Origin of the sequence: Mesorhizobium sp. RCC_202 (genome assembly GCF_041355295.1) — a bacterium.
In the GTDB taxonomy this organism is placed as follows: domain Bacteria; phylum Pseudomonadota; class Alphaproteobacteria; order Rhizobiales; family Rhizobiaceae; genus Mesorhizobium.
On record NZ_JBFUPO010000008.1, the window covers coordinates 147,672 to 173,251 of the forward strand.

At 64.5% G+C, this 25,580-nt stretch carries 29 protein-coding genes; 15 read left to right on the forward strand and 14 right to left on the reverse strand.

Features of this window, described 5'->3' with window-relative positions; genetic code table 11:
• Positions 1–83: 83 nt before the first annotated feature.
• Positions 84–878, reverse strand: coding sequence for a phytanoyl-CoA dioxygenase family protein (locus tag AB6802_RS19490; RefSeq protein WP_371011800.1), 795 nt, complete (start codon positions 876–878; stop codon positions 84–86).
• A gap of 148 nt (positions 879–1,026) precedes the next feature.
• Between AB6802_RS19490 and AB6802_RS19495 the strand changes: the two genes are divergently transcribed.
• Positions 1,027–1,938, forward strand: coding sequence for a LysR family transcriptional regulator (locus tag AB6802_RS19495; protein WP_371011801.1), 912 nt, complete (start codon positions 1,027–1,029; stop codon positions 1,936–1,938).
• A gap of 51 nt (positions 1,939–1,989) precedes the next feature.
• Positions 1,990–2,973, forward strand: a complete 984-nt coding sequence (gene ubiA / locus AB6802_RS19500; RefSeq protein ID WP_371011969.1) for a 4-hydroxybenzoate octaprenyltransferase — start codon at positions 1,990–1,992, stop codon at positions 2,971–2,973.
• Positions 2,974–3,022: 49 nt separating this feature from the next.
• Here ubiA and AB6802_RS19505 read toward each other — a convergent pair whose 3' ends face one another.
• The 3 genes from AB6802_RS19505 to AB6802_RS19515 form a co-directional block, all read right to left on the reverse strand.
• Positions 3,023–3,589 carry a DUF6101 family protein gene (locus tag AB6802_RS19505; protein ID WP_371011802.1) on the reverse strand — a complete coding sequence of 189 codons (567 nt, stop codon included), beginning with the start codon at positions 3,587–3,589 and terminating at the stop codon, positions 3,023–3,025.
• Positions 3,590–3,775: 186 nt separating this feature from the next.
• Positions 3,776–5,206 carry an FAD-binding oxidoreductase gene (locus AB6802_RS19510; protein WP_371011803.1) on the reverse strand — a complete coding sequence of 477 codons (1,431 nt, stop codon included), beginning with the start codon at positions 5,204–5,206 and terminating at the stop codon, positions 3,776–3,778.
• 82 nt (positions 5,207–5,288) lie between these two features.
• Entirely contained in the window at positions 5,289–6,251 is a 963-nt protein-coding gene (locus AB6802_RS19515; protein WP_371011804.1) for an L-threonylcarbamoyladenylate synthase, read from the reverse strand.
• A gap of 166 nt (positions 6,252–6,417) precedes the next feature.
• Between AB6802_RS19515 and AB6802_RS19520 the strand changes: the two genes are divergently transcribed.
• Both AB6802_RS19520 and AB6802_RS19525 read left to right on the forward strand, forming a co-directional pair.
• Positions 6,418–6,933, forward strand: coding sequence for a hypothetical protein (locus AB6802_RS19520; protein ID WP_371011805.1), 516 nt, complete (start codon positions 6,418–6,420; stop codon positions 6,931–6,933).
• A 108-nt stretch (positions 6,934–7,041) separates the two neighbouring features.
• On the forward strand, positions 7,042–7,425 hold the full coding sequence (locus AB6802_RS19525) for a hypothetical protein (protein WP_371011806.1): 384 nt from the start codon (positions 7,042–7,044) through the stop codon (positions 7,423–7,425).
• Positions 7,426–7,496: 71 nt separating this feature from the next.
• Here the strand turns inward: AB6802_RS19525 and AB6802_RS19530 are convergent, their stop codons facing one another.
• Together AB6802_RS19530 and glyS are read right to left on the reverse strand one after the other, a co-directional pair.
• Positions 7,497–7,826: an ATPase gene (locus AB6802_RS19530; RefSeq protein ID WP_371011807.1), complete on the reverse strand. Its 330-nt coding sequence runs from the start codon at positions 7,824–7,826 to the stop codon at positions 7,497–7,499.
• A 164-nt stretch (positions 7,827–7,990) separates the two neighbouring features.
• On the reverse strand, positions 7,991–10,144 hold the full coding sequence (gene glyS, locus AB6802_RS19535; RefSeq protein ID WP_371011808.1) for a glycine--tRNA ligase subunit beta: 2,154 nt from the start codon (positions 10,142–10,144) through the stop codon (positions 7,991–7,993).
• Positions 10,145–10,399: 255 nt separating this feature from the next.
• On the opposite strand from glyS, the gene AB6802_RS19540 reads away from it, so the two are divergent.
• Positions 10,400–10,576, forward strand: coding sequence for a hypothetical protein (locus tag AB6802_RS19540; protein WP_371011809.1), 177 nt, complete (start codon positions 10,400–10,402; stop codon positions 10,574–10,576).
• Here the strand turns inward: AB6802_RS19540 and AB6802_RS19545 are convergent.
• Entirely contained in the window at positions 10,573–11,493 is a 921-nt protein-coding gene (locus tag AB6802_RS19545; RefSeq protein ID WP_371011970.1) for a glycine--tRNA ligase subunit alpha, read from the reverse strand. The two genes, AB6802_RS19540 and AB6802_RS19545, sit on opposite strands and share 4 nt — an antisense overlap.
• A gap of 272 nt (positions 11,494–11,765) precedes the next feature.
• Between AB6802_RS19545 and AB6802_RS19550 the strand changes: the two genes are divergently transcribed.
• The gene (locus AB6802_RS19550) at positions 11,766–12,227 is read left to right on the forward strand and encodes an N-acetyltransferase family protein (RefSeq protein ID WP_371011810.1); all 462 of its coding nucleotides are present in this window, start codon (positions 11,766–11,768) and stop codon (positions 12,225–12,227) included.
• Between the two features lie 71 nt (positions 12,228–12,298).
• Here the strand turns inward: AB6802_RS19550 and AB6802_RS19555 are convergent, their stop codons facing one another.
• The 5 genes from AB6802_RS19555 to AB6802_RS19575 form a co-directional block, all read right to left on the reverse strand.
• Positions 12,299–14,068, reverse strand: coding sequence for a tetratricopeptide repeat protein (locus tag AB6802_RS19555; protein ID WP_371011811.1), 1,770 nt, complete (start codon positions 14,066–14,068; stop codon positions 12,299–12,301).
• A gap of 207 nt (positions 14,069–14,275) precedes the next feature.
• Positions 14,276–14,692: a DUF1284 domain-containing protein gene (locus AB6802_RS19560; protein WP_371011812.1), complete on the reverse strand. Its 417-nt coding sequence runs from the start codon at positions 14,690–14,692 to the stop codon at positions 14,276–14,278.
• Positions 14,689–15,279, reverse strand: a complete 591-nt coding sequence (locus tag AB6802_RS19565) for a biotin transporter BioY (protein ID WP_371011813.1) — start codon at positions 15,277–15,279, stop codon at positions 14,689–14,691. The genes AB6802_RS19560 and AB6802_RS19565 overlap by 4 nt, the downstream gene beginning before the upstream one ends.
• A gap of 359 nt (positions 15,280–15,638) precedes the next feature.
• On the reverse strand, positions 15,639–16,301 hold the full coding sequence (locus AB6802_RS19570) for a GntR family transcriptional regulator (protein WP_371011814.1): 663 nt from the start codon (positions 16,299–16,301) through the stop codon (positions 15,639–15,641).
• 96 nt (positions 16,302–16,397) lie between these two features.
• On the reverse strand, positions 16,398–17,411 hold the full coding sequence (locus AB6802_RS19575; RefSeq protein ID WP_371011815.1) for a polyprenyl synthetase family protein: 1,014 nt from the start codon (positions 17,409–17,411) through the stop codon (positions 16,398–16,400).
• Between the two features lie 279 nt (positions 17,412–17,690).
• On the opposite strand from AB6802_RS19575, the gene AB6802_RS19580 reads away from it, so the two are divergent.
• The 7 genes from AB6802_RS19580 (at position 17,691) to AB6802_RS19610 (ending at position 21,931) form a co-directional block, all read left to right on the forward strand.
• A complete protein-coding gene (locus tag AB6802_RS19580; protein WP_371011816.1) occupies positions 17,691–17,915 on the forward strand; it encodes a DUF2007 domain-containing protein in 225 nt (74 codons plus the stop codon).
• Positions 17,915–18,712 (forward strand): tRNA1(Val) (adenine(37)-N6)-methyltransferase, encoded by a 798-nt coding sequence (locus AB6802_RS19585; protein ID WP_371011817.1) that lies wholly within the window; start codon positions 17,915–17,917, stop codon positions 18,710–18,712. Before AB6802_RS19580 ends, AB6802_RS19585 begins: the two co-directional genes overlap by 1 nt.
• 80 nt (positions 18,713–18,792) lie before the next feature.
• Positions 18,793–19,650, forward strand: a complete 858-nt coding sequence (locus AB6802_RS19590; RefSeq protein WP_371011818.1) for a S49 family peptidase — start codon at positions 18,793–18,795, stop codon at positions 19,648–19,650.
• 82 nt (positions 19,651–19,732) lie between these two features.
• Positions 19,733–19,918, forward strand: a complete 186-nt coding sequence (locus AB6802_RS19595) for a hypothetical protein (protein WP_371011819.1) — start codon at positions 19,733–19,735, stop codon at positions 19,916–19,918.
• A 22-nt stretch (positions 19,919–19,940) separates the two neighbouring features.
• Positions 19,941–20,825 (forward strand): 4-(cytidine 5'-diphospho)-2-C-methyl-D-erythritol kinase, encoded by an 885-nt coding sequence (locus AB6802_RS19600; RefSeq protein WP_371011971.1) that lies wholly within the window; start codon positions 19,941–19,943, stop codon positions 20,823–20,825.
• The gene (moaB, locus tag AB6802_RS19605) at positions 20,825–21,382 is read left to right on the forward strand and encodes a molybdenum cofactor biosynthesis protein B (protein ID WP_371011820.1); all 558 of its coding nucleotides are present in this window, start codon (positions 20,825–20,827) and stop codon (positions 21,380–21,382) included. Before AB6802_RS19600 ends, moaB begins: the two co-directional genes overlap by 1 nt.
• A gap of 123 nt (positions 21,383–21,505) precedes the next feature.
• Positions 21,506–21,931 (forward strand): GFA family protein, encoded by a 426-nt coding sequence (locus tag AB6802_RS19610; RefSeq protein ID WP_371011821.1) that lies wholly within the window; start codon positions 21,506–21,508, stop codon positions 21,929–21,931.
• A gap of 51 nt (positions 21,932–21,982) precedes the next feature.
• Here the strand turns inward: AB6802_RS19610 and AB6802_RS19615 are convergent, their stop codons facing one another.
• A complete protein-coding gene (locus AB6802_RS19615) occupies positions 21,983–22,486 on the reverse strand; it encodes a glycosyltransferase (RefSeq protein WP_371011822.1) in 504 nt (167 codons plus the stop codon).
• 149 nt (positions 22,487–22,635) lie between these two features.
• Here AB6802_RS19615 and AB6802_RS19620 point away from each other — a divergent pair, with 149 nt between their 5' ends.
• Together AB6802_RS19620 and AB6802_RS19625 are read left to right on the forward strand one after the other, a co-directional pair.
• On the forward strand, positions 22,636–23,790 hold the full coding sequence (locus AB6802_RS19620) for a PA0069 family radical SAM protein (protein WP_371011823.1): 1,155 nt from the start codon (positions 22,636–22,638) through the stop codon (positions 23,788–23,790).
• Positions 23,791–23,937: 147 nt separating this feature from the next.
• Positions 23,938–24,633 (forward strand): ribonuclease HII, encoded by a 696-nt coding sequence (locus tag AB6802_RS19625; protein WP_371011824.1) that lies wholly within the window; start codon positions 23,938–23,940, stop codon positions 24,631–24,633.
• 444 nt (positions 24,634–25,077) lie between these two features.
• Here the strand turns inward: AB6802_RS19625 and AB6802_RS19630 are convergent, their stop codons facing one another.
• Positions 25,078–25,569 carry a F0F1 ATP synthase subunit B gene (locus AB6802_RS19630; RefSeq protein ID WP_371011825.1) on the reverse strand — a complete coding sequence of 164 codons (492 nt, stop codon included), beginning with the start codon at positions 25,567–25,569 and terminating at the stop codon, positions 25,078–25,080.
• Positions 25,570–25,580 lie beyond the last annotated feature (11 nt).

A 25,580-nucleotide genomic window follows, 5' to 3' on the forward strand; every position in this document is an offset into this window, starting at 1 on the left:
GCGCACGGGAACATGGCCCTCATCAAGATGTGATGAGACAGGCCCGTGCGCAACGGAGGTGGTCAGGTCGGTCCGGAGAGGCTTCAGCTCTGGTAGACGACGGGAAACCAGTCCTCGCGCAGTTTCTGGCCGGGCTTCATGTTATGCCCCGGATAGGGCGGCGAAGTGCGGCCGGGGCGCTCGACATAATGCGCGTCGTCGCCGACCCAGCGCAGCGACAGCGCCCGGCGCCTGGCCGAAGTGAGGTTGCCGCGCGCGCCATGCGCGGTGCGGAAATCGAACAGGATGGCGTCGCCCGGCTCCATCTCCCATTCCAGCACCTTCAGCGATGGGTCGTTGTCGGGATCGGGCACCGGCCGGTAGTCGCCCTCGCCGGCATAGAAATTGGCGTCGTTGAGCCAGCGCACCGGCAGCACCATCTTTTCCCATTTGTGCGAGCCGGCGATCAGCCTGAGCGTCGCCTCCTTGACCGGATCGATCGGGATCCAGAAGCTCACCGTCTGGCTGCCGTCGACGAAGTAATAGGGAATGTCCTGGTGCCAGGGCGTCGGCTTTTGGGTGCCCGGCTCCTTGACCAGCACATGGTCGTGGAAGAACTGCGCCGTGCGCGACTGCATGACCGAGGCGGCGAGCTCGGCGGCCGGCGATTCGCGCACGATCCTGGCGAATTCGGGGATGCGCTCCCAGTTGCAGTAGTCGTCGAAGAAGCTGCCCTTGCCGTCGGCGATGTCGGAAGCGGTGGCGCTGCGGTTGCGGATGTTGCGTTCGATGCCGTCGGCGATGACGTCGACCCAGTCCTTGAAAGCGCCTCGGACACAGACAGCGCCATCGCGCTGGTAGTCGGCAATCGTCGCGGCATCGATTTTCGGGTTGGTCATGGCGTTCGGTCTCTTTGTTTGACGCAATTCCGGACGGAAAACCGTTACACACTTTTCCTGGAATTGCTCGTGGTTGGCTGACCGACTATCGCCGCGACCCCATATCAAGTAAAATAATAACTTCTCATCTCTCTTATAGTTTTTACCTATGAAGCCAACTCTCGTGCAATTGCGCTATGTCGTCGCCGTCGCCCGCTATGGCAGCGTTACGGCGGCGGCCGCGATCCTCAACGTGTCGCAGCCTTCGATTTCGGTGGCGATCGACAATGTCGAGGACGCGCTCGGCCAGAAACTGTTCGTGCGCCAGCGTGGCAGCGGCGTCGCGCTGACGTCCTTCGGCCGCCAGGCCGTCGCCAAGGCAAGGCAGGTGCTGGGCGAGGCGGACGAACTGGTCGCGCTCGGATCGTGCGAGGCCAATGTCGGCGGCGAGCTGGTGCTCGGCTGCTTCGAGGATCTCGCCCCCTACTTCGCGCCGGCGCTGATGCGCGCCTTTGCCGAGCGCTGCCCGGCCGTTACCGTCGTTATTCGCGACGAGACCTTCGAGACACTGGGGCGGCGACTGGCCGACAGCGCCGTCGATCTTGGCCTGACCTACGACCTCGGCCTTCCAGTGCATTTCAAACGCGTGCTTCTGCACGAACTCAGGCCGCACGCGCTGCTGCCCGCCGGCCATGTGCTGGCCGACAAGCACGCCGTCAGCCTGGCGGAGCTCGCTTCCTATCCGCTAATCACCACCGATCAGCCACACAGCTGGCAGCACATGCTGGATCTGTTCCTGAGCCGGGGCCTGTCGCCGATAGCCCAGTCGTCGACAAGCTCGTTCGAGCTGCAGCGCAGCATGGTCGCCAATGGCTTCGGCGTCGCCGTCAGCTACACCAGGCCTCACGGCGACCGCAGCTATGACGGCCTGCCGCTGGTCTGCAAGCCGCTCTCCGACCCGCTGCCGATGCAGCGGATCATCCTGACCTTCGACACGCGCCAGCGCCTGTCCAAGGCCGCGCAGGCCTTTATCGATGTCGCAAAGACATGGTTTGCGAGCCACGATGTTTTCACCGCTTGAGCGGCAATGCGGCCGCTTGACGGCGCTCGCCGCTGCTGCCACTCCATGGCGATGGAAACCATCCAGTCGAAAGCAGCACAGGGCCGTGTCGCCGACGCGCCGAGCGGCCATTGGGCCTACCGCATGCTGCCGCGCTGGCTCTGGCCCTATGCACAGCTTGCCCGCTGGGACCGGCCGATCGGCTGGCAATTGCTGTTATGGCCTTGCTGGTGGTCGGCGGCACTTGCCGCGGGCGCCTATCCGCGCCCGACCGACCCGCTGCTGACGCTGCTGCCGGCGCCCTGGTATCTGTTCTTGTTTTTCATCGGCGCCGTCGCCATGCGCGGCGCCGGCTGCACCTATAACGACATCGTCGACGTCGACATCGACAACCAGGTCGAGCGCACCCGTTCGCGGCCGCTGCCGGCCGGCAAGGTGACGCGCCGCCAGGCCTGGATTTTCCTGATCCTGCAGGCGCTGGTCGGCCTGGTCGTGCTGTTGCAGTTCAACAGCTTCGCCATCCCGCTCGGCATCGCCTCGCTGGCGATCGTGGCCGTCTACCCGTTCATGAAGCGCTTCACCAACTGGCCGCAGTTCGTGCTTGGCCTGGCCTTCTCCTGGGGCGCGCTGATGGGCTGGGCGGTCGAGTTCGGCGACATCGATGATCCGGCCATCATGCTCTATATCGGCTCGATCCTGTGGGTGATCGGCTACGACACAATCTATGCGCATCAGGACAAGGAAGACGACGCCATCGTCGGCGTGCGCTCGACGGCGCGGCTCTTCGGCGACAACACCAAGATGTGGCTCACCGGCCTCTATGGCGGCACGCTGATCTGCTTCGCCATCGCTTTCGCCTCGGCGCAAGTGCCGGTGGTGGCGCTGGCCGGGCTGATCGCCGCCGGCGCGCACATGGCGCGCCAGATCGTGCGGCTCGACATCAACGATCCTGAGCAATGCCTGAAACTGTTCAAGTCGAACAACCAGGTCGGCTGGCTGATCTTCCTCGGCCTGATCGGCGGCTCGCTCTGGATATGGCTGAAGCCGCTGGTGTAGCGGCGCTTCCCCTTCTCCCCTTGTGGGAGAAGGAGGAAGAGCTGCCGCACTATTCCCTGGCGATAATCTCCTGGCCGTCGATGACGAGCCTCAGGCCGAGATTGCCGGCCTTGCGGCGGGCGAGGAAGCGCGGGCGGCGCATGTTGGAGACGCGGCCCTTGCGGCGCTGCTGCGGCGGCAGCGCCTTGATGGCGACGCCGAGCGATTCTTCCAGCGTGCGGGCAACGCCGTCGGCCTCGATCAGAAGCATCGGCAGGCGGTAGGCATCGGCCCAGGCGCGCCAGTCGGCGGCGACGTCCTCGAGGTCGTCGGCGACCAAGAGCGGCACCGACAGCATCGGGTCGTTATGGAGAAGCTCCAGCGTCACCGTGACGTTGCCTTCCGGATCTTCCATGGCACGCGCGGCGACGCCGCGAAACGCGTTGGCGGGCAGCGCGATGATCGCCGGCACGCCGCTCATCTCCAGCAGACGGCGGATGACCGCGCCGCGGTGGTCGATGGTGAAGGTGACATCGCCATAGTCGTCGCGGGTGGCATAGCTCACCATCTGCGGCAGGCGAAATGGGTCGAGCCGCATGTTGCGTCCGGCCCATACTGGCTTCAGTCCAGTGTTCATCGAATGTCTTCCCTGTTTCTTCCTGAGGGCCGTTTTCCGGTTCTCTCCGGGCCGGTTTTCCGGCCTCGTTTATGGGAAGAAACATTAGCGCTGGCTCCTTACCGCCGCGCTTAAGAAAGTCGGTTAAATTTTGCTGATCTCAGGGATGGTTATCGGAATGCGACCGACCACCAGATATGGGAACGATCAGATAACCTTACCGGGATTCATGATGCCGGCCGGATCGAAGGCCGCCTTCACCCGGCGCATCAGGTCGATGGCCATCGGCGGCGCCGTGGCGATCAGCTCGTCGCGCTTCAGCTGGCCGATGCCGTGCTCGGCCGAGATCGAACCATGGAAGGAGCGCACGACATCGTGCACGGCGTGGTTCATGGGATGGTAGAGGGCAAGGAACGCCTCGTCCTGCCAATCCACGGGACGCGAGATGTTGTAGTGCAGATTGCCGTCGCCCATATGGCCGAAGCAGACCACGCGCGCGCCGGGGCAGACCCCTTCCACCACGCCGGCCGCTTTGTCGATGAAGTCGGGAATGGCGGCCGTCGGCACCGAGATGTCGTGCTTGATCGAGGCGCCCTCGGGCTTCTGGCACTCGGGCAGCGTCTCACGAAAATTCCAGAAGGCATCGCCCTGGGCAAGGCTTGCCGAGACGACCGCGTCGCCGATGATGCCCTGCTCGAGCGCCTCGCCCAGGATCTCCTCGATCAACGCCCGGCCATCTTCCTCGGAACGTCCCGAGGAGACCTGCATCAGCACATACCACGGCCAATCGTCGGCCAGCGGCCGTGTGATGCCCTGCCCGTGCTTAAGCGTGAAATCATAGGGCCGCTTGCCGATCAGCTCGAAAGCGGTGAGCGAGGCACCGGCCCGGTCCATCGCCAAGGTAAAGAGCGACAGCGCCGCCTTGGGCGAAGACATGCCGGCAAAGGCGACCTCCCTGCCCTTCGGCTTCGGGAAGAGTTTCAAGACTGCGGCGGTGATGATGCCGAGCGTGCCTTCGGCGCCGACGAAGAGGTTCTTCAAATCGTAGCCGGTGTTGTCCTTCTTCAATTTGCGCAAATCGTCGAACACCTCGCCAGTCGGCAGCACCACCTCGACGCCGAGGCAAAGCTCGCGCGCATTGCCATAGGAAAGCACGCCGGTGCCGCCGGCGTTGGAGGACAGGTTGCCGCCGATCTGGCAGGAACCTTGCGCGGCGAGCGACAGCGGAAACAGCCGGTCGGCGGCGTCGGCCGCTTCCTGAAGCGTCTGCAGGATGACGCCGGCCTCGACGGTCACCGTGTTCGACAGCACGTCGATCTCGCGGATGCGGTTCAGCCGCGACAGCGATAGCACGATGTCGCGGCCGGACGTGTCCGGCACCTGGGCGCCGACCAGCCCGGTGTTGCCGCTCTGCGGTACGATCGGCGTGCCGGTTTCGGTCGCCAGCCGCATGATGCGGCTTACTTCCTCGACGGTACCTGGTCTGAGCACCAGCGCCGTCCTGCCATGCCAGAGACCGCGCCGCTCGGTGATGTAAGGCGCGATGTCGGCCTGGTCGCGCAACGCATACTTGTCGCCGACGATTTGTGCAAAGCGGTCGATGACGGTGGGGTCGAGGTCGAAAGGCTGATCGTTCATGACGGTAAGACTAGAGCAATTCCAGGAAAAGTGCGAAGCGGTTTTCCGTCCGGAATTGCGTCAAAACAAAGAGATAGGCCGCTCAGGCGATCTTGTCACGCGGCGCGGCCGCGCGGGCCAGCCGGTCGTTGATCGCCTCGCCCAACCCGTCGAACGGGATCGGCTCGACGGCGATGGTCTTAGCACCGCTGCGATCGAGCGCCTGCATGGCGGCGAAGAGGTTGGCCGCCGCTTCGCGCAAATCGCCGGTTTCAGAGAGATTGCGGATGGCCACCGCATCCCGCCAGTTCTCGGCGCGGTTGCGACCGAAGGCCAGCAACGCCTCCCCCCTAACAATGTGTTGAGCATTAAGCCGCATCGAGGCGCCCGGCGCGTAATGCGAGGCGAGCATGCCTGGCGCCTCGATCCCCTTGGCGCCGCGCAGCAGTTTGGCGCCGGCCACTTGCTCGATCTCTTCGGCGGCGATGCCGCCTGGCCGGAGCAGCCGCAGCTTGCCGTCTTCGACCTTGAGAATGGTCGATTCCACCCCGACGGGCGTCGCGCCGCCATCCACAACCAGCCTGATCCTGTCGCCGAGATCGGCGGCCACGGCCTGCGCGGTGGTACCGCTGATCCTGCCGGAGGAATTGGCGCTGGGGGCAGCGAGCGGCCGGCCGAGCCGCGCGATCAATTCGCCACCAAAACCCCTCGGCATGCGCAGCGCGACGGTATCCAGCCCGGCGGTGACCAGCGGGTGAATGCCGTTCTCCGGGCGCTGCGGCAGCACCAGGGTCAACGGTCCGGGCCAGAAGGCTTCGGCGAGCTTGGCCGAGAGCGGATCGAATTCGGCGATGCGGTACGCCATGCCGTGATCGGCGACATGGGCGATCAGCGGATTGAAGCGCGGCCGGCCCTTGGCCTCGAAGATGCGCGCCACCGCGACGCCATTGCTGGCATCGCCCGCCAGGCCATAGACAGTCTCGGTCGGGATGGCGACGACATCGCCGCCTTCGAGCAGCGCCAGTGCCCGCTCTATCGCCTCGCCAGCCGCCAGTATCTCAGCCAAAATCGCCACCAATCTTAGAGTGCAGGTCCGTAATACGGCGGGGAATGCGGGGCAAGTGCGGCTATTGGCGATTTATCAATCCCTAAAATGTTAAGTATCCGCGCAAGCCGGCTTCAATCTGCCGGCATTAAGGTGCGGGTTGTAGTTGCGGGCTTGGGAGTTTGTAATGCGTTTGCTCGGAGCGTTCGGTATCGGCCTTCTGGCGATGACCGGCGTGTCGCAGGCCTCGTCGATCGTCACGCTCGGGGTGTCGACGTCGACGCCGTCGGTCATCAGGGTGAAGGCAATCGAGCCCGTCAGGCTGTCGGCCGCCTCGACCCCGTCGGTGATCGCGCTTGGCGATCCAGTGCCCGCCGTTACCGACGAGAAGGTGGCGGCGATCCCGTCCGGGCATCAGCAGGCGCCGATGATCATCCGCGGCGGCATCGTCGGCGGCGCGTTCGCGTCGCCCGCGGCGACTGCGTCGGCCCCGCCGCAGACACCCGTGGCCGCCAAACCGGCCAACGGCGCAGCACCCGCGACGCCCGCCAACGGCACGACTGCTGCTTCGAACGACGCCGGCAAGACCGGCGGCCAGCCGGCTGCCACAGCGAGCGCCTCGGGCGGCGCCCAACCCCAGGCGCAGTCGCAAGCACAGCCGCAAAACGCCCCGTCCTTGCCGCGCGTCGGCAAGGCGATGTAAATCACATTCGACCCCGTCTCGACATGCTAGGCGTCTGGCCGGTCTTCTGTCCGATTTCCGTCATCGGGATCGGGCACAACAGGTTTGGCATTTCAAAAGGGGGGTTTGATGACTGTCTCGAAAGCAATCGCGGTTGCCGGGCTGCTGCTGGCAACGTCGCTGGGCACGGCGCGGGCCGACGATATGCTCGGCTCTTACACGGCGCGCATTTCCGATCGCGACCACCGCGCCAGCGACGGCTATCCGCTGAGCAGCGCGGCGCAGATGGTGCGGCAGGACCGCGCCAACTATCACAAATTCCACCGGCGCGACGGCGACGACCAGGGCGATCCGTGGTTCCGTACCGACGGTTCGCGCGCCGACCTGCAGCGCATGCTGGAGCGCGGCGGCGCCATGAGCGGCGCCACCCGGAGCGCCATCGTCAATGGGGAGCCGTTGATCGAGGTCGATGTCTACCCTGACAGCGTGCGGGTCAGCATCCTGGAAAACTAACAGTCCGACCGACGAAAAAGGGCGACGCCCTGGCGTCGCCCTTCGTTTTTCAGATGACCAGAAAGAACGGCTCAGGCCGCCTCTTCCTTCTCGTCATCGTCCTTTTCGTCTTCCTCGCCATCTTCGTCCTCGTCATCGGACTCATCGTCGCCAGAGGCGGTGGCTTCCTTGTCGTCAGAATCGTCTTCGTCTTCGTCGTCGGCGTCTTCATCCTCGTCGTCGGCCGAGGCAGTGGCTTCCTTATCGGCGTCGTCGCCGTCTTCCTCGTCGTCGTCCGACACATCGGCGGCTTCGACCGCCGCGGCGGCGGCATGGTCAAGCACGTTTTCGGAAGCGGGTTCGACACCCTCGGCGGCGGCCGGGGTTTCTTCAATCAGGTCGATTTCGTGATCGGAATTCATGGCATGCCTCCGTGGTTAAGAACGCCTCAGTTCTCCCACGTCGAGGTCATCGCCATATGACTGTAAGCCGGCTCCGGCGCATTAAATTCGCAGGCGCCGGATTGTCGAGGAATGCCCGTATCCTAGCGCGGCCCAGCATACGCTGAACCGCGATTTTTGAGCCGTCAGCCGGCGATTTTTGAAAAATCGGCGACCTGGTCCGTGGCCGCGCGAATGCGCGCGAGCAGCGCCAGGCGGTTGGCGCGCACGGCCTGGTCCTCATCATTGACGAGAACGCCTTCAAAGAATGAGTCAACCGGTTCACGCAGCACGCTAAGCGCCCGCATGGCGGCGGAAAAATCTTCGTTTTGAATTGCTTGGCCGGCTTCCCTCTCGGCCTGATTCACCGCCGCGAACAGTTTTTTTTCCGCTTCTTCGCGGAATAGTGCCGGCTCAACGGTTTCAGCGATCGCCGTTTTCTTCTTCTCCTCGGCGGCCAGGATGTTGGCGGCGCGCTTGGTGCCGGCAACCAAATTCTTGCCTTCGTCGGTGTCGAGCAAGGAGCCCAGCGCCTCGACGCGGCGCACGATCTGCAACAGGTCGTCCGACTGCGGCGTGATAACGGCATCGATGAGATCGTGCCGCGCGCCCTGGTCGCGCAGGTAGACCTTCAGACGGTCGTGGAAGAAAGCGAGGAGATCGGACTTCTGATCCGCGCCGCCGGCGAAATTCGCAAAAGCCTTGGCGAAGGTCGATGTCAGCGCGAGACGAATCCGGTTCTCGATCAGGATCCGAACGACGCCGAGCGCAGCGCGACGCAGCGCGAACGGATCCTTCGAGCCGGTCGGCTTTTCGTCGATGGCCCAGAACCCAGTCAGGGTATCCAGCTTGTCGGCGAGCGCGACTGCAATCGACACCGGATCGGTCGGCACACGGTCGGAGGGCCCTTGCGGCTTGTAGTGCTCCTCGGCGGCTGCCGCTACCGACGGATGCTCGCCCTGCAGCAGCGCATATTTGCGACCCATGGCGCCTTGCAGTTCCGGAAACTCGCCGACCACTTCGGTGGTGAGATCGGCCTTGGCGAGCACTGCGGCACGGGCGACGAGCGCGGCATCGGCGCCAACGGCCGGCGCCAGCTCCACGGCCAGCCGTCTGATCCGCGCCACGCGCGCACCTTGCGTGCCGAGCTTGGCGTGGAAGGTGACGTTGAGGTGGTCGAGGCGCGCCATGCGTTGGTCGAGCGGCTTCTTCAAATTCAGATCGAACGTCTTCGCCGAATCCTCGAGTTGGTCGAGATCCGGCAGATCGCTTTGATCGGTCTTCCAAAAATAGAGCGCGTCGGACAGACGCGACCGGACCACCTTGCCGTTGCCGTAAGCGATCTCCCTGCCGCCATCCGTGGCCTCGATGTTGGCGGTGAGGATGAAGCGGTTGGAGAGATCTTCGCTCGCGGCCTGCGGCCGGGTGACGAAGCATTTCTGGTTGGCGCGGATGGTGAGGCGGATGACCTCGCTCGGGATGGCGAGGAAATCCTGCTCGAATTCGCCCATCAGCACGACCGGCCATTCGACCAGACCCGAGACTTCCTCCAGCAGGCCTTCGTCCTCGACGAGGTCGAGCCCGTTGGCGAAGGCGATGTTGCGGGCGTCGGCCAGGATGATCTCCTTGCGCCGGTCGGCGTCGAGCACGACCCTGGCCGCTTCCAGCTTGCTCACGTAGTCGTCGAAGCGGCGCACGGTGATGGCGTCCGGCGCGAGGAAACGGTGGCCATAGGTGATGTTGCCGGAGCGGATGCCATCAATGTCGAAATCGACCACCACCGGCTCCTCGGTCTCCGGGCCGAAGGTGCAGACGATCGATTGCAGCGGCCGCACCCAGCGCAGCGCGCCCGGTTTTGCCGAAGCCGGCCCCCAGCGCATCGATTTCGGCCAAGGGAAGTTTTTGACGATGGCCGGCACCAGCTCGGCGATGACTTCTTCCGCCGCCCTGCCTGGCTTGGAGATGTGGGCGACGTAGAAATCACCCTTCTTCGGGTCGGAATGGACATGCGCCTCGGCGATCGACGACAGCCCGGCCTTGCGCAGGAAGCCTTGCACCGCCTGCTCGGGCGCCGTGGTCGACGGGCCCTTGATCTCGTCGCGAATGTCCTTCGAGCGTGCGGTCAGCCCACGCACATCGAGCGTCAGGCGCCGCGGCGTCCAGTATTCGCGTGCCGCCTCATAGGTCAGACCCGCCTCGACCAGACCGTCGGTCAGCATCTTCCTGAGGTCGCCGGCAGCCTTGCGCTGCATGCGGGCGGGGATTTCCTCGGAACGAAGTTCTAAGAGCAGGTCAGGCATATTCAGGCTCCTACCCTCCCCTCGATGGGGAGGGTCGGCGCGTTAGCGCCGGTGTGACGAATGGGCGGGGAATAGCAACTCGCCCGGCTGCTGTCACCCCGCAAGCTAAGGCGCGTCGGTCGCCTGTCTCTGGAAATTTTCAGCTCCCTGTCGGGATCGGTCGGCCCGGCCCGTCCTAGGAGCAGAACTTCCCATGAACCGAACGCGGCGCTGAAGCGACACACGCTCAGGCAGAGACCTATTGGCTGAACGACGATGAAAACGGTATCGAGAACCCTGCAGATCCTGGCGCTCAGCGCCTGCTTCGTCGCCCAGGCGCATGGCACGATCACCATGCCAGGGGTCAGGCAAGCGATGCGCACCATCGGTGGCGCAACGGAGCAGATCGCGTTGCCGGTCACCGCCAAGGCCACAAAGACCTTGATGGCTTAAGCCGCCAGCCCGCCGGCCCGTGTCTTCAGGAACGCTTCGCCGCAGGCCTTGGCCAAATTGCGCACGCGCAGGATGTAGCTCTGGCGCTCGGTGACGGAAATCACGCCGCGCGCGTCGAGCAGGTTGAAGACGTGGCTCGCCTTGATGCATTGGTCGTAGGCCGGGAAGACCATGCGGTGCATGGCCAGGTTGTCGCTGGGCTTCGGGCTGCCGGCATCGAGCAACGCCTTGCATTCGGTCTCGGCGTCCTCGAAGTGCCTGAGCAGCATCGACGTGTTGGCGAATTCGAAATTGTGACGCGAATATTCCTGCTCGGCCTGCAGGAAGACGTCGCCATAAGTCACCTTCTCGGCGCCCTCGCGGCCGTTGAAGTTCAGGTCGTAGACATTGTCGACGCCCTGCACATACATTGCCAGCCGCTCCAGCCCGTAGGTCAATTCGCCCGCCACCGGCGCGCATTCGATGCCGCAGACCTGCTGGAAATAGGTGAACTGGGAGACTTCCATACCGTCGCACCAGCATTCCCAGCCGAGGCCCCAGGCGCCCAACGTCGGGCTTTCCCAATCGTCCTCGACGAAGCGGATGTCGTGCAGCAAGGGATCGACGCCGATCGCCGCGAGCGAGCCGAGATAGAGCTCCTGCAGGTTCGGCGGGTTGGGCTTCAGGATCACCTGATATTGGTAATAATGCTGCAGCCGGTTCGGGTTTTCGCCGTAGCGGCCGTCTTTCGGCCGGCGCGACGGCTGCACGTACGCCGCGTTCCAGCGCAAAGGACCGAGCGCGCGCAACGTGGTGGCCGGATGGAACGTGCCGGCACCGACTTCCATGTCGTAGGGCTGCAGGATGAGGCAACCGTAGTCGGCCCAGTAATTGTGCAAGGTCAGGATCAGCCCCTGGAAGGAGCGGCTGGGATGCATGTGGGCAGGGATGTCGATGGTCACGGCGGCCTCGGAAAGCACGGAATGACGCTTCCCTAGTTGTCGGGCCGCCGAGCGTCAAGGCGACGCCCGCTTCGGCTGAGGTTGAACGCTTTGCGGGCGGCTGGCCCATTGCCGGCGAGCCGCGGTGACCTTCTGCTCCGCTAATGCATGTCGCCCAGAAGTGTGCAGCGGTTCTGAGACAACGACACGCATCAAAACAAAGGCTTAAAGCGCGTCGCGCTTTAAGCCTCAACAGAGAAGGTTCAGCCATGCCCGGTCAACTCACGATCCGCCCCGTCACCCGGCAGGATTACGAACAGTGGCTGCCGCTTTGGGACGGCTACAACGCCTTCTACGAGCGCTCCGGCCCGACGGCGCTGGCCGGCGAGATCACCCAGATGACCTGGTCGCGCTTCTTCGACGCCTATGAGCCGATGCATGCGCTGGTGGCCGAGCGCGACGGCAAGCTTCTGGGGCTCGTCCACTATCTCTATCATCGCACGACGACGGCGATTTCGCCGAACTGCTACCTGCAGGACTTATTCACCTCGAAGGACGCGCGCGGCCAGGGCGTCGGCCGCGCCTTGATCGAAGGCGTCTACGAGCGCGCAAAAGAGGCCGGCTCAGGCCGCGTCTATTGGCTGACGCACGAGACCAACCACACCGCCATGCAACTCTACGACAAAATCGGCGATCGCTCTGGCTTCGTCGTCTATCGAAAACTGTTCTAGCGCCTGTCGCGAAGCTGAAACGAAAACGGGGCTCTCAGAGCCCCGTTTCTTTGAACGTTGACGAAAGTCGCTCAGCCTTTCGGCGCGGGCGCCGGCACCGGCTTCACCTTCGGGGTTTCCTGCGCGGTGTTGGATTCGATCGGCGGCAGGCCCTTGAGCAGCTTCTGCTGCAAGGTGGCCAGCACATCCGGATCGGGCTTCAAGTCGCGCGCCTGCGTCCACTGATAGGTGGCTTCGAGCTTGCGGCCGACGCGCCAATAGGCATCGCCGAGATGGTCGTTGAGGACAGGGTCCTCGGGCTTCAGCGACACGGCCCGCTCCATTTCGCGCACGGAGTCGTCGAAGCGGCCCATGCGGAAATAAGCCCAGCCCAGCGAATCCACGATGTAGCCGTCGTTCGGCCGCAGATCGACGGCCTTCTGGATCATCGCCAGGCCTTCCTTGAGCTTCATGTTCATGTCGACCCAGGAATAACCGAGATAGTTCATGACCTGCGGCTGGTCGGGCTGCAATTCCAGCGCCTTGAGAAAATTGGGCTCGGCCTTCGGCCATTCCTTCAGCCGCTCATAGGCGATGCCGCGCTGGTAGAAGATGTTCCAGTTGGCCGCGGTCGGCGGCTTCAGCTGGTCGACGGCCTTGTCATAGAGGTTGGCCGCCGAGCGGAAATCCTCCTTCGAGCCATAGACGCCGCCAAGCGCCAGATAGGCGCGCATATCGTCGGGATGTTTGGCCAGATAGGCGTTGAGATGGGCGATCGCCTCGTCATGCTTGTCGAGATCGGCAAGGTTGAGGCCGAGCTGCAGGTCGGAGAGCTCCTTCAGCGGCGAAGAGTCCGGAATACGGCGGTAGAGGGCGATGGCGCCCTCGCCGTCCTTCAGCTGCTCGGCAACGCCGGCGAGCTGCACCAGTGCGGCATCGCTGTCCGGCTTCAGCGCCAGCGCATATTGCAGATAGAGCCGCACGAAGGGTTCGCCGCCGCCACGGTTCAGCGCCGTGGCGAGGTCGAGCAGGATTTCAGACGCGCCGTCGGCCGGCTTGGCGATGAACGGCTCGATCTTGTCGCCCTTGGCGATGCGGTCGCGCAGCGTGGTGATTTCCAGCTTGCCCGGCGCGAAGGCCTCGGCCTGGTTCAAAATCTCAAGCGCCTTCGACTTGTCGCCCTTGCGCACGAGGAACGAGGCATAGGCTTGCGCATTGCGCATCCAGGTCTCGGGCGCGGAACCGCCGGACGTGGTGTCGGCCATGGTGGCGGCATAGAGTTCGTCAGCCTTGTCGTTAAGACCGGCGGCGTCGGCGATCAGCGCGCGGTGGAAGGACTTGAACAGTCCGAACCAGTCCGGCCCGCGCAGCTTGTCGATGGAGTCCATCGCCTCGGAGGCATCGCCGGCGCCTTCCTTGGCCCAGCCGTCCATGACGCCGGACAAGAGCCGGTCGAGATCGGATTCGAGCGACAGCTTCAGCCAGTACTGGGCCTTGGCATAGTCCTTCTTGTGGAAGGAATCGACGGCCAGCCCCAGGCGCGAGAAGCGCTCGACATCGGGCACTTCCTTGAGCTTGTCGGCATAGACCAGCGATTCCTCGAAACGGCCCTGCGCGACAAGCGCAAGCATCAGGCTCTGCTGCAGATCCTGGTTATCCGGGGCAAAAGCCAGCGCCTGCTTGTAATAGGCGATGGCATTGTCGAGATCGTTGTCGCTTTCAGCGGTATGGGCGGCGAGATAAGCGCCCGAGAAGGACGAGATCTGGACCGGGTCTTCCTTGGCCTGGGCCGGCAGCGCCGAAAGCGCCACACCGGTCAAAAATGCCAGCCTTGTCAGCCAGCGCGCACGTCCTTGCCGCATCGTATCCCTTTCAGCCAGACGCGATTCCGCTCCCGGCGGACCGCCTGTAGACTCGAACTTCTCCGGACAAAGCATGGCCTTTTTGGGGTCAGGCTTCAATCCCGGCCTGATTTCACAATCAGGTCACCGACTTAACAAAGGGTGGCTGCCGACGAAAATGTTGTGATGACGCGCCAGCCAGCTTCGAATGCCGCTCCTGACGTGCCCTCAAAGGCGGGCGCCGGTGTATCCGGCGACCGCCACCGCACTGCACAGATCAGACCATTCGCAGCCACGGCATGCCTCGCGCGTGCGTCCAGTCGCAAAGGCCTGCCGCATCGCGGCAAGGCGCGCGGCATCGAGACTGAAACGAGCGCCGGCGGCGACCGGCTGGCGCAGGAGTTCGCCGACGTCGCGCGCCGCGAGCTGGTCCCTGGCTGCCGCGCTCTCGCCCAGGCAGTGCGGTTCCGGTTCATCGAGCAGCGGAACGCAGATGTCGTCCGGACCGTGGACGACAAGCACGTCCTCGCCGCCTGCGAGGCGCTTCACCATTTTGTCGTAGTTGGCGGTGAAGGCCGGCGAGTAGCCCTTGCCGACATAAGTCAGCAGGCAAAGCAGATGGTGGGCGCGCAGCCTGACGGTCATCGGGCCCCGGGCGAGCGATAGGTGGAAAAGAGCTTTAGCGTCGCCGCGCCCAGCGCCGACTTGAGCAAGCCGCCGACGATGAAGGGCAGGAAGCCGAAGGTGATCGCCTTGCTGGCGCCGATCATGGCGGCAAGCCAGGCCGTGCCAAGGACCAAACAGGCGAGATTGCCGAGCAGCATGGCCGCGAAGGCGAGCAGAACCCGATTGCCGTTCCAGCCGCGTTCGGCCAGCCAGCCGACAAGCGCGCCGACAAGCGGGAACGAGAACAGGTAGCCGCCGGTCGGGCCGACGAAATGCAGCACGCCCGCGTCGCCGCCCGCCAGAACGGGAAAGCCGACTGCTGCCTCAACCAGCCAGGCGGCGATGGTGAGCGCGCCGAGCCGCCAGCCATAGAGCGCGCCGATCAGAGTGACGGCAAAGGTCTGCATGGTCACCGGAACCGGCACCATCGGCACCTCGATATAGGACGACAGCGCCAGGAACAGCGAGCCGGCAATGACGGCGCCGACCTTCCAGGCGAGCGAACGGTGCTGGAGCCGGAGCGGGCTGAAAGAGGGCTGATGGGTCGAAACGGCGGCGTTGGTCACGGTGTCTTCCTTGGCTGGTTTGAATTATAGATAATTTCTTTGTTCGATCTATTATTGAATCCATATTCTTGGAGCGATGACAAGCGCCGACCTGGAACAGGCAACGGATTTCGTCATTCTAGGGCGGAGCATGGAGCGCAGCGACGCGCGCAGACCCTAGAATCCATGCCGTGACGCTAAGGCGTTGCACCGTTCAGGATTTTGCTCCGTTGCATCTCTGGCCAATGTCATGGCATGGATCCTCGGGTCTTCGCTCCGCTTCGCGTCGCTACGCCCAAGGATGACGAAGCTGAGAGGCTCGGCCAACCGCCGTCGCCATCCGATGACGAAGCCGACAGGCCGCGACCGATCGCCGTCACTTATCCGACGATGGCAAACGCCTCGCGCGTTATGCCCGAAGCAGTCTTGACCGGCTTCTGGCCGATCCATTGCACGTGGCGGCCAAGGGTGGCGGCGGCGGATTCGGTGTTGCCTTGCCGCAGCGCGGCAAGAATTGCCCGGTGGTCCTGATCGGTGCGGGTTTCCCATTCGGAGCGCCAGGCGGCGAACAGAAAACGCGCGCTTGCCGCGTGCAGATCGTCGATGGTCGAGAGGAGGCGCGGCATGCGGCACGGCTCGAGGATCAGCCGGTGGAAAGCGCGGTTGGCTTCTTCCCAGGATCGGACATCGCGCGATTTGTCGCCGGCCTTGGTCGCCTCCTCGGCCTGGTCGAGAATAGCCGCCGTCAGATGCGGCGCCGCGTGGCGCAGCGCCAGAACTTCAAGTGCTGCCCGCATCTCGGCGACTTCCTTGACCTCGGACAGATCGAAGGAAGCGACGCGCACGCCGCGCCTGGGCTCGCTGACCGCCAGGCCTTGCGCCTCGAGGCGGCGGAAGGCCTCGCGCACCGGCACGTGGCTGGTTTTGAATTCCTCGGCAATGTGATCCTGGCGCAGCCGCGATCCGGGCTCGATGGCGCCCGAGATGATACGGTCCGCCAGTTCCTTGCTGATGCGGACGGCGATGGTGTCTTCAGTGGCCATATTTTATAGATAATTTGCGGCGCGGCCATTTGTCGAGACGACAAAGACTCTACTCCCGGCTTTTTGCCAGAGAGGCGGGACAAGTTCGGCAGCTGGTCAGTTCACCCGGCTGATGCAGAAATCGATGACGTCGATCAGCGCCGATTTCTGCGGCGTCGCTTCCAGCGGCGCCAGCGCGTCGCGGGCGATCTCGCCGAAATGGCGGGCGCGCCCGATCGTGTCGGCGATGGCGCCATGGCGGGCCATCAGGCCGATCGCCTTTTCCAGCCCGGCATCGTCGGTGACGTTCTCCTCGATGGCGCGCTTCCAGAAGGTGCGTTCGGCCTTGGTGCCGCGCCGGTAGGCGAGGATCACCGGCAGCGTCACCTTGCCCTCGCGGAAATCGTCGCCGACATTCTTGCCGAGGTCCTTGCTGGAGCCGCCATAGTCCAGCGCATCGTCGATGAGCTGGAAAGCAAGGCCGAGATTCATGCCGTAGGAACGCAGCGCCGCGCGGTCGTTGCGCGAGGCGAGCGCAATCACCGGGCCGACTTCGGCCGCGGCCGAAAACAGCGCCGCGGTCTTGGCCTTGATGACGGCGAAATGCTCATCCTCGGTGGTTTCGAGGTTCTTGGCGGCGGCAAGCTGCATCACCTCGCCCTCGGCGATGATGGAGGCGGCGGCCGACAAAATGTCGAGGGCTTCCAGCGAGCCGACCTCGACCATCATGCGAAAGGCCTGGCCTAGCAGGAAATCGCCGACCAGCACGCTTGCCTGGTTGCCCCAGATCATGCGCGCGGTCTTCTTGCCGCGGCGCAGCGCGCTTTCGTCGACCACATCGTCATGCAGCAGGGTGGCGGTGTGCATGAACTCGACCGCGGTGGCGAGCTTGACGTGGCCTTCGCCGGCATAGCCGAACATCTGCGCGGCAGCGAGCGTGAGCATTGGCCGCAGCCGCTTGCCGCCGGACGAGATCAGGTGGTTGGCGACCTCCGGGATCATCTCGACGTCGGAACCAGCCTTGGACAGGATGAGCTCGTTGACGCGCGCCATGTCACCGGCCGTCAGATCGATGAGATCCTTGATGGAAGCGGGATCCCGCTTGCCTTCGATGTTCAGAACGACACCCACCACGACAACTCCCGTCTCAATTTCACGCGCACGACGGCACCCTGGAGCGTTTCGCCGTTTCATGGAAACGACGAACCCCTCCATATTCTCGTTTTAGTGCAATTCCGGACGGAAAACCGCTGACACTTTTCCTGGAATTGCCCTAAGTCCCAGCTCGACTCTAGGGCGGCACAACAGGGCACGGCAAGAGGCGAATTGGCGCGGGTTCGTGAAGCATCGATCTGGGCATCGATCCAGGCACGCGTTTACATCAACGTTCTAACCTGCGATTTTCATTCCATGATCGAGCTTGTCCGCACCAATGACGCCGTCATCATCTCCTTTGTCGAATCGCTGATGCGCGATGCCGGCATCGCCTGCTTCGTCGCCGACCAGAACATGAGCATTCTCGAAGGGTCGATCGGCCTTTTGGCCAGGCGCGTCATGGTCGATGCCGACAAGGCCGATGCCGCGCGCCGCATCCTGAAGGATGCCGGCATCGAGAACGAGATCCGCACCAAATAATGGCAGCGCCAGGCACGCTTACCCCGGACACGCCGGCTCACACGGTCGATGCCTTCCATCGCGGCCGGTTCTGGCTGGTGCAGCCGAGCCGGGGCGGCCACCGCGCCGGCATGGACGCCATGATGCTGGCCGCTGCCGTGCCGTCCGGCTTTTGTGGCCAAGTCGCCGATTTCGGCGCCGGCGCGGGTGCGGCAGCACTTGCCGTGCTGTCACGCTGCCCGGCGGCGCGGGCCGTTCTGGTCGAGCGTTCCGCCGAAATGGCGGCGTTCGCCGCAGCCACGCTTGCGCATCCGGGCAATGCGCATCTCGGCGACCGCGCCTCGGCGCTGACGGCCGACGTCACGCTCACCGGCCGGGCGCGGATCGCTGCCGGCCTTGCCGACAATTTTTTCGACTTCGTCATCATGAACCCGCCCTTCAACGCCGCCGAGGACCGATCGACGCCGGATGCGCTGCGCCGCGAAGCGCATGTGCTGGAAGACGGGCTTTTCGAGAGCTGGATCCGCAGCGCTGCCGCCATCGTCAAGCCGCGCGGTGGACTGGCGGTGATTGCCCGGCCCGAACAGCTCGTCGCCATCCTCGATGCGCTGGAAGGCCGCTTCGGCGATGCCGAGATGCTGTGCGTGCACCCGCGCCCGGACGAAGCCGCGATCCGCATCATCGTGCGCGCCAGGCTCGGCGCGCGCGGCAAGCTTTCGATCCGGCCACCGCATATCCTACACGGACCGTCGGGCAACGAGCCGACGGAACGCACCGAAATGATCAACAACGGGCTGGCATCGCTGTTCGGCGATTGATCCCGGGCCGGCAATGCGGCATTGCCGTCCTTCAGCGACTTCCTACATGCCTCGTGCACATTGTCAGGAGACAATCCTTCGTGAAACGCCTCTTCAACCGCCTGCTGCCGAAATCCTGGCGCTCGACAGTCGTCACCATCCCGGTCATCCGGCTGCACGGCACCATCATGGCCGGCGGCGGCCAGTTCCGACCGAGCCTGTCGCTGGCCTCTACAGCCGGGCTGATCGAGAAGGCGTTTGCCTTCGACGCGCCGGCGGTCGCCATCTCGATCAATTCGCCGGGCGGCTCGCCGGTGCAGTCGCGGCTGATCTTCAAGCGCATCCGCGACCTTGCTGTCGAAAAGAACAAACGCGTGCTGGTCTTCGTCGAGGATGTGGCGGCCTCGGGCGGCTACATGATCGCGGTTGCGGGCGATGAAATCTTCGCCGATCCGTCGTCGATCGTCGGCTCGATCGGCGTGGTCTCGGCCTCTTTCGGCTTCCCGGAGCTGATGAAGAAGATCGGCGTCGAGCGCCGCGTCCACACCGCCGGCCAGAACAAGGCCGTGCTGGACCCGTTCAAGCCGGAAAAGAAGGAAGATGTCGAGCGGCTGAAGGTGCTGCAGCTCGAAGTGCACGAGACCTTCATCGATCTGGTCAAGGAGCGGCGCGGCTCGAAGCTCAAGGACGATCCGGACCTGTTCACCGGCCTGTTCTGGACCGCCAAGAAAGGCCTGGAACTTGGTCTGGTCGATGCGCTTGGCGACATGCGCGGCGTGCTCAAGACGCGCTTCGGGGCAAAGACCCAGCTCCGGCTGATCATCGCGCCGCGCGGGTTTCTCAGCCGCTTCGGCCTGTTCGGCTCGCGCTCATCGGTGCCGGAAATCGCGGCCGCGGCGGCCGGCGGCGTCATCGATGCGGCGGAAGAGCGCGCATTGTGGGCGCGCTTCGGGCTTTGAAAAAGCCATGAAAGCGTCTAGCATACGTGTCTGACTGACCCATCCCAGCCGGCCTTGCCGTCTTTTGCGGGAGGAGTTTGACATGCCGCAGATCATTTTCTTCGCCGTCATCGGCGCCGCCGCCTACTTCGGCTACCGCGCTTTCGTGCGCGAGGCCGAGCGCGTGACCGCCAAGATCCGGCGCACCGAAAAGCAGAGCGCCAACGGCACGATGGGAACGCTGGTCAAGGACCCGAAGACCGGCGAGTACCGCCTGGCCAAGGACTGACGCCATCTCCCTGACAGCCGACATTCTCGAGGCCGGGACACAAGCTCGGACGTGGCTTGCGCCTGCCAAGATCAATCTGGCGCTGCATGTGACCGGACGGCGCGCCGACGGTTATCACCTGCTCGACAGCCTTGCCGTCTTCACCCGCTTCGGCGACCGGCTGGAGATCGCGCCAGCCGATGAGGACGCCTTCACGATCTCGGGCCGCTATGCCGACGGGCTGCCGCTCGACGACGGCAATCTGGTGGTGAAGGCACGCGATGCCCTGCGCCGCGAAGCCGGCGCGGTGCAGACGCCGCCCGTCGCCATCCGGCTGGAGAAGAACCTGCCGATTGCTTCCGGCATCGGCGGCGGCTCCAGCGACGCGGCAGCGGCGCTCAACGGATTGGCGCAGCTATGGAAGCTTGATCTGGACAGCGATGCGCTCGCCCGGATCGGCCTGTCGCTCGGCGCCGACCTGCCGATGTGCCTCAAGGCCAAATCGCTGCTCGCGCGCGGCATCGGCGATGATCTGTCGCCTGTGGCCGGGTTCCCAGCGCTCGGACTGGTTCTGGTCAACCCGGCCGTGGCCGTCCCGACACCGGACGTGTTCAAGGCGCTCGCCGGCCACGACAATGAGGCGCTGCCGCCGCTGCCGAAACGCCTCGACTTCCATTCGATCCGCAATTGGCTGGAGACGACGCGCAACGATCTCGAGGTTGCCGCCCGTTCCATCGAGCCGGCGATCGGCGAGGCGCTCAAGGCGCTCAAAAGAGCCGACGCGGCCTTCATGCGCATGTCCGGCTCCGGCGCCACCTGCTTCGGCCTGTTCGAGACCGGCAATGTCGCCAAGCGCGCGGCGGTCGAAATCCGTGCTCGTCATCCCGACTGGTTCGTGGCCGCGACGCGCAGCATGGAGGCCGAGTGATGGCAAAGCTCGACGAGAGCCGGCCCTTCATTCCGGTGCGCATCGCGGTGCTGACCGTTTCGGACACGCGCAGCCTCGCCGAGGACAAATCCGGCCAGACGCTGGCCGACCGCATCGCTGAGGCCGGCCATCTGCTTGCCGCGCGCGACATCGTCACCGACGACCAGGAGAAAATCCGCGACAAGGTGCTTGGCTGGTCGCGCGACAAAGGGATCGATGTCGTCATCACCACCGGCGGTACCGGGTTCACCGGGCGCGACGTGACGCCGGAGGCGCTGGAGCCGATCTTCGAAAAGCGCATGGACGGCTTTTCCGAAGTCTTCCACCGCATTTCCTACGACAAGATCGGCACCTCGACGATCCAGAGCCGGGCGACCGGCGGCGTCGTCAACGCCACCTTCGTCTTCGTGCTGCCGGGCTCGCCCGGCGCCTGCAAGGACGCCTGGGACGGCATCATCAAGGCGCAGCTCGACTACCGGCATATGCCCTGCAATTTTGTGGAGATCATGCCGCGGCTTGACGAGCATCTCAGGCGTGGCGGCAAGGCTTCCTCTTAAACAAAGGCAAAGCGCGGGGACGGTCGCCCATTTGCCAAGCAGAATGGAGCTTCCGCCTTGGAGACTCCATTCCGAAGCCCAAACTGGCAACGTATCCTGTGCGAACAAGCAAGGAACCCTGCCATGGCCTTTTACAACGGCGGATGCCATTGCGGCGCCATACGCCTCCGTTTCGAAACCGAACTCGATCCGACCCGAATTGAAATCCGCGCCTGCCAGTGCTCGTTCTGCATTCGGCACGGCTCGCGCGCGGCGGCCGACCCCAACGGCAAACTGGTGGTATCGGTCGAAGACAGGGAGCGCCTGCAGGTCTATCGCTTTGGCCTACGCACCGCCGACTATCTTCTATGCCGCGACTGCGGCGTCTATGTCGCCGCCATTGCAGGTGCGGATGAGGATGCGAGAGCGATCGTCATCGTCAACGCCCTCGACGATCGCGGGCAATTCTCCCGCGAGCCGGTCCCGGTCCGCTACGACACAGAGACGCGCGAGCAACGCCTGGCCAGGCGCCGTGGCGCCTGGATGCCCATTGAACTGTCGGGCATTTGACCCCGGCTCAGTGGATCACCGGCTCGCCGTGGAAGCGGCGGCGCGAGCGCCTCACTTCGGCGGCGCGACCCAGATCTGGGCGTTCAGCCTTCTGGTGGCGAGACCGCGCGCCAGCGCTTCGGCACCGCGTGCGCTTTTCGCAAGCGCGGCGGCCTGGCGCTTGCTGATGACAAGGCCCTCGGCCAACGCGCGGTTGCCTGAAAACACGCGCGCCAGAAATGGGGCTCGATTGCCCCTCGCGCGTGAAAAGCGCGCCGGCATGGTCTGCTTCGCCGTATGGGCCGCGACCTCCTCGATCCAGCCTTCGGCAAGGCGCGCGCCTGGTTCGAGCAGCAGCAGCCAGTCGCCCTTGGCCTGACCGATGCCGGCTGCGATACCGCCCGTGACATAGTGGCAGCCGGCGTGCTCGGCCACCCGATGCGTCTGGTCGGTCGAGCCGGCATCGCAGACGATGACGTCGCGCACGACGCCCTCGACCGCGCCGCCGACCAGCGAGGCGAGCGTGCGGGCAAGGCCCTCTTCGTCGTTCCTGGTTTCGATGAGAACGCTGAGCATGCTTAGCCGAATAGCGGAAAGCCACGCATCGCGCCAGTTCCGCATCGCAGCGCAAAAAGTTCTTGCTTTGTTCTCATCGACAAAATAGGAATAGTTTCATGAACAGATCGATTCGACAGCCTGCGGACAGTCCCTGGGAGAGGGCGAAAATGGAACAGATCGTGCGCGCCGACATTGCTGCTTTTGGAGCCGGCAGGGCCGAGATGGCAAATGCGATGATCGAACAGAGCGGCATGCGCGTGCGGCCTGACCGCAATCGCGGCCGCTCGGCCGGCATCAACCCGTCCGGCCGCTTCGAGCCGGTCAGCCGTCATGTGTTCGACGACGGCTGGAACTCGCTCGAGGAATTGCCGCCCTTCAAGACCGAGGTGCAGGTCGAGAAGCCGCGCACCATCATCACCCGCAACGAATCGCCCGACATTTCGTTCGACCGGTCGATCAACCCCTATCGCGGCTGCGAGCATGGCTGCGTCTATTGCTTCGCCAGGCCGACGCACGCCTTCATGGGCCTGTCGCCGGGGCTCGATTTCGAATCGAAGCTGTTCGCCAAGCCGGACGCGGCGCGTATGCTCGACAAGGAGTTGTCGAAGCCCGGCTACCAGCCGCGCACCATCGCCATCGGCACCAACACCGATCCCTACCAGCCGATCGAGAAGCAGTACCGGATCATGCGTGAGATCCTGGAGGTCCTGGAGGCGCGCGGCCATCCTGTCGGCATCGTCACCAAATCGGCGCTGGTGACGCGCGACATCGATATCCTGTCGCGCATGGCCGAGCGCGGCCTTGCCAAGGTGGCGCTGTCGGTGACGACGCTCGACCGCATGCTGGCGCGCACGATGGAGCCGCGCGCCTCGACGCCGACGAAGCGGCTGGAAGCGATCCGGCAGCTCTCCGACGCCGGCATCCCGGCCTCGGTGATGGTGGCGCCGATCATTCCCGGGCTGACCGATCCGGAGTTGGAACGCATCCTCGATTCGGCGCGCGCCGCCGGCACCAGGGAGGCAGGCTATGTCATCCTGCGCCTGCCGCTCGAAGTGGCGCCGATCTTCAAGGACTGGCTGCTGCGCCACTATCCGGACCGCTACCGGCACGTGATGTCGCTGATCCGCTCGATGCGCGAGGGCAAGGACTACGATTCGGAATGGGGCAAGCGCATGAAGGGCGCCGGTCCCTATGCCTGGCAGATCGGCCGGCGCTTCGAGATCGCCGCCAAGCGGCTCGGCCTCAATGCCGAGCGGCGCACGCTCAGGGTCGACCAGTTCGTTGCCGGCGCCAATGCGAGCGAGCAGCTGATGCTGCTTTGAACGTCATGCCGGGCGGCGAGGGCCCCCGGCGCAAAGATCCCGTCCGGCCTGTCCCCCGGCCGTGAGACGGTGCCTTCCTGGTCCGACGCCCCATCCGACCCGGAAGGACTTGCGGAGAATCGGAGCCGATGCGAACCTCGCCGCACCATGGCTCGCGCGCGTTCCGATTCTCCGCTTCTCTTCGAAATGCTCGAGAAGCCCGACTTCTCCATCGAAACCAAGGCGATGGCCGAGGGCCTGTGGCCGGTGGCCGGCATGGATGAAGCCGGCCGTGGACCGCTTGCCGGTCCCGTGGTGGCGGCGGCAGTGGTGCTCAACCCCGCCAACATTCCCGAAGGCCTCGACGATTCCAAGCGCCTCACCCATCTGCAGCGCGAGGCGCTGTTCCTGAAGATCCTCGGTTCCGCGCTCAGTGTCTCGATGGCGTCGATCAGTGCCGAAGGCATCGACAACAGCAATATTCTGAAGGCCAGCCTGGAAGCGATGCGCCGCGCCGCCGCCGGCCTGTCCTTGAGGCCTAAGTTGGCATTGGCCGACGGCCGCGACATTCCGCCCGGACTTACCTGCGAGGGCCGCGCGCTGATCAAGGGCGACCAGCGCTCGCAATCGATCGCCGCCGCCTCGATCGTCGCCAAGGTGATGCGCGACCGCATGATGTGCGGCTGCGGCGGCCACCATGAACGCTACGGCTTCGAGGTGCATATGGGCTATGCGACGGTGCGGCACCGCACGGCCATAGAGGCGCACGGACCTGTGGCAAGGCTGCACCGCGCGTCGTTCGCGCCGTTTCGGCTGGGCGGGGTTGAGGTGGCTGAGGAAGAGAGCTTCGCCGGATTGGAGTAGTTAGCTAATCTCCCCCATTGCGCCGCGGCATGCACACATCTTCTGTAATTGGCGTGACTGATCGACCTGAGGCTTGATTGCCACGTGGTTCCCCCAATCCGTCGCTGCTTCGCAGCGCCACCTTTCCCCCCTCCGGAGGGAAAGGAAGGGAGCGTTGCTGGATGAGCGTTGACGGCAAAAAGCTTGGCGCCTTCCTCTACCCCGTCGATCGGGGGGAGAGGTGGCTCGGCGAAGCCGAGACGGAGTGGGGGTCGACCAGCGCCAGATTAGACAATGCATGCGCCAAGCTGCCATGCACGCTATCGCCAAAGGCCAGCCGGTTGAAAATGTGTATGCCGTATCCCATTGTGGGGGAGATCGGCAGCGTCTTCGCCGCGCTCCCTCGCCAACAAAAAAGCCGCCGGGTTGCCCAGGCGGCTTTGATTTCGAAGCTTCGAAGTCAGCTCAGTTCAGCTTGGCCTTGACGTCCTGCAGCGCGGACTTGAACAGATCGGCGCCCGCCTTGGCGTCAACCTTGGCGGCAAGCAGCGCACGGGCGGCCTCGACGGCGATGTCGACGGCCGAGGCGCGCACTTCGCTGACGGCCTCGCGCTCGGCCTGGGCGATCTTCTGCTCGGCAAGTGCGGTGCGACGCGTGACGTAATCCTCGGTCTTCTGGTGGGCTTCGCTCGCCAGCATCTCGGCCTCGCGCTTGGCCGCGGCGACGATGTCGGCGGCCTCCTTCTCGGCTTCCTTGCGCTTCTGCTGATACTGGCCGAGCAGCTGCTGGGCCTCTTCACGAAGCTTGCGGGCTTCTTCGAGCTCGCTGCTGATCTTGGCCGCGCGGGCGTCGAGCGACTTGGCAAGCATGCCCGGCACCTTCAGGTAGATGATGACGCCGAGGAAGATGATCAGGGCGATGGTTGCCCAAAGTGCCGCGAGTGATGTGGCGTCCATGATCTTACTCC